5 protein-coding genes are annotated in these 2,556 nt (G+C 64.4%); 3 read left to right on the top strand and 2 right to left on the bottom strand.

Annotation, left to right across the window (positions count from 1 at the left end; translation table 11 throughout):
• From EOD07_RS30425 to EOD07_RS30415, 3 genes are all read left to right on the top strand, one after another.
• Positions 1–574: zinc-binding dehydrogenase (locus EOD07_RS30425; RefSeq protein WP_164772689.1), on the top strand; the 574-nt coding region annotated here is incomplete at its 5' end.
• 37 nt (positions 575–611) lie between these two features.
• On the top strand, positions 612–1,046 hold the full coding sequence (locus tag EOD07_RS30420; protein ID WP_127237946.1) for an OsmC family protein: 435 nt from the start codon (positions 612–614) through the stop codon (positions 1,044–1,046).
• An 18-nt stretch (positions 1,047–1,064) separates the two neighbouring features.
• Complete coding sequence (locus EOD07_RS30415) at positions 1,065–1,451, top strand: nuclear transport factor 2 family protein (protein WP_127237945.1); 387 nt, start codon at positions 1,065–1,067, stop codon at positions 1,449–1,451.
• Positions 1,452–1,524: 73 nt separating this feature from the next.
• On the opposite strand, the gene EOD07_RS30410 is transcribed toward EOD07_RS30415, so the two are convergent.
• Positions 1,525–2,040 (bottom strand): OsmC family protein, encoded by a 516-nt coding sequence (locus tag EOD07_RS30410; RefSeq protein WP_127237944.1) that lies wholly within the window; start codon positions 2,038–2,040, stop codon positions 1,525–1,527.
• 55 nt (positions 2,041–2,095) lie between these two features.
• Positions 2,096–2,521 carry a GFA family protein gene (locus tag EOD07_RS30405; RefSeq protein ID WP_127237943.1) on the bottom strand — a complete coding sequence of 142 codons (426 nt, stop codon included), beginning with the start codon at positions 2,519–2,521 and terminating at the stop codon, positions 2,096–2,098.
• Between the last annotated feature and the right edge of the window lie 35 nt (positions 2,522–2,556).

Genomic DNA, 2,556 nt, shown 5'->3' with positions numbered 1-2,556 from the left:
CGCCTGGAGCGCGCTGACGGGTTCCGAAATTCCGAAGCCTGGACAATGGGTTCTGGTGATCGGCTCAGGCGGCGTTGCGCTGTTTGCGCTGCAGTTCGCGAAGCTCATGGGCTGCCGCGTCGCCGCCGTCACCTCCCGCGCCGAGAAAGCCGACAGGTTGCGGGCGCTCGGCGCAGACCTCGTCGTCGCCGCAGCCGCAACGCCGGAATGGGGTATGAAGCTGCGCGAAGCGACCGGCGGCATCGTCCTGGTCGTCGAAACCGGCGGCCCGGCGACCTTTGCGCAATCGCTGATCGCCAGCGCGCTCTACGGGCGCATCGTGCTGCTCACCGTGCAGGACCAGAACGGCAAGTCGGTCGAGATTCCGGGCGCCGTCTATCAGCGCAGCCTGGTCACCATCGGCCGCCTGTTCGTCGGCAGCCGCAACGGGCTGGAGGCAATGCTCGCCGCCGTCGCCACGCACCGGCTGAAACCGGTCATCGACAACGTCTTTCCATTCGCCGAGGCGCGCGAGGCCTACCGCCATTTCCAGCAGGGCGACGTCTTCGGCAAGGTCGTCATCGACTGCGCGTGACCATCACACTTTCCCGCAAACAGAAAGGAGATCAGCCATGACAATCCGCGAAGCCTCGGCCGAATGGCAGGGCACGCTCAAGGAGGGATCCGGCCGGTTGCGGCTGGGCAGCGGCGTGTTCGAAGGCGCCTATTCCTTCCCATCCCGTTTTGAAAACGGCCCGGGCACCAACCCGGAAGAACTGATCGCGGCCGCGCATGCCGGTTGCTTCTCGATGGCGCTCACCGCCATTCTCGGCGGCGAGGGCCATACGGCCGAGAGCATCCACACGATCGCCAAGGTGCATCTCGGTGCGACCACGGCCGGGCCGACGATCACCCGCATCGAGCTCGAAACGGAGGCCAGCGCCACCGGCATCTCAGCCGAGGATTTCGAGCGGCTGGCGCAAAAGGCCAAGGCGGCCTGCCTCGTCTCTCGGGCATTGGCCGGCGTCGCAGCCATCACGCTCAAGGCGAGCCTTATAGCTCAATGAAACGCAAGGAGAACACCAATGCCCCAGGAATTGATCATCGACATCGCCACGGCCAAGCGCTCCACCGAGACGGCGGAAATCATGCGGCGCTACAATGACGTCTTCCTGCGTCACGATCCGGCGGCACTGGACGAATTGGTGGCGCAGGACTGCGTGATCGAGAACACCACGCCGGCGCCGGACGGCGCTCGCCGCATCGGCAAGGCGGCTTGCGTCGAATTGTGGTCGGCGATCGCCACCGGACCCGGAACACGCTTCGATCTCGAAGAAACATTCGTCGCCGGCGACCGCGCCACGATCCGCTGGCGCTTCTGGATGTCCGACGGCAGGTCGCTGCGCGGGGTCAATCTGATGCGTGTCGCGGATGGCAAAATCGTCGAGGCGATGGGCTATGTGAAGGGATAGGGCCTGGCGCGGAAAGCCGCGCTCAGGCCGAGCCCGGAACCTGCCCGCCAGGATCTCGGTTCCGGACAAAGTCTTATGAGACCACTCTGTTGAGCTTCACCAAGGTCTTCGGGCTGCGCTGTATGGTCTGGAAGATCACGCAGTAGCGATCGGTGAGCTCCATGAGCTGGGTCAGCCGGCTCTGCTCGACATCCGACTCGATGTCGAAGCGAAGGCGGATTTCCTTGAAGCCGACCGGCACGCCCTCGGTGACGCCGAGCGTGCCGCGCAGGTCGACGTCGCCTTCAGCGGAGATTTCCGCCGATTTGATCGGGATCTCGAGCACGGCAGCCGCGGCCCGCATCGAGACGCCGGCGCACGCGATCAGCGCCTCCAGCAGCATGTCGCCGGAACAAAGCTCCTGTCCGCTGCCGCCGGCCTTCGGATGGATGCCGGCAAGCGCAAGTCCGCGTCCGGTCTCGACCTTGCAGGTCACTTGGGACTCGTCGGCACTGCCCTTGGCCTTCAGGGTAAGAAGCGCGGCCCGCGCGTCCTTGCGATAAAGATCCTTGATCGGTTCCTGCGTGGCGCGAAACGTCGCGATGTCCATTCAAATTCTCCTGTCGTGAATTGCGGTTTTCTGAAATCGTCGGCCATCGTCCGACCTATTCCGGGACGGCGATGCCGGAGCCGCCGAGCTCGGCGGGAAAATCCTTAAGCTTCGGCAGCCCGTCCTTCATCGGCAGCACCGTCTCGGCGTAGTTGACGTGGACCGCCGGCGTGAATTCGACCGTCGGTATGGTGGCCGCATAGACGTCGACCAGCCCGAGCGGCGGGTGATCCGTCATCAGATGGCCGCCGCACTTGGTGCAGAACTGGCGGTTGCTCATCGCGGACTTCTCGAAGCCGGACAGAAACTCCGCGCCCTTGGTGACCTTGACGTTCCCGGGCTTCCACAGCGTGAAGGCGTTCACCGGAGACGCCGACCACGAACGGCAGGAACTGCAATGGCAGTAGCCCATCGCCTCGGCGGTTCCATGGACTTCGATTTCCACGGCGCCGCAAAAACACCCGCCCTTATGTACCGTCATGACTTTCGTCCTTTTCCTTCGTTGCGCTTGATCGC

It is taken from the genome of Mesorhizobium sp. M2C.T.Ca.TU.002.02.1.1 (assembly GCF_003997225.1).
This window is presented reverse-complemented; position numbering and strand designations above follow the sequence as displayed.

What these genes read in the sequence shown, in the direction of transcription:
- EOD07_RS30410 (WP_127237944.1), bottom strand. Translation starts at nt 2,040, where the DNA reads ATGGACATCGCGACGTTTCGCGCCACGCAGGAACCGATCAAGGATCTT.
- EOD07_RS30420 (WP_127237946.1), top strand. Translation starts at nt 612, where the DNA reads ATGACAATCCGCGAAGCCTCGGCCGAATGGCAGGGCACGCTCAAGGAG.
- EOD07_RS30415 (WP_127237945.1), top strand. Translation starts at nt 1,065, where the DNA reads ATGCCCCAGGAATTGATCATCGACATCGCCACGGCCAAGCGCTCCACC.
- EOD07_RS30405 (WP_127237943.1), bottom strand. Translation starts at nt 2,521, where the DNA reads ATGACGGTACATAAGGGCGGGTGTTTTTGCGGCGCCGTGGAAATCGAA.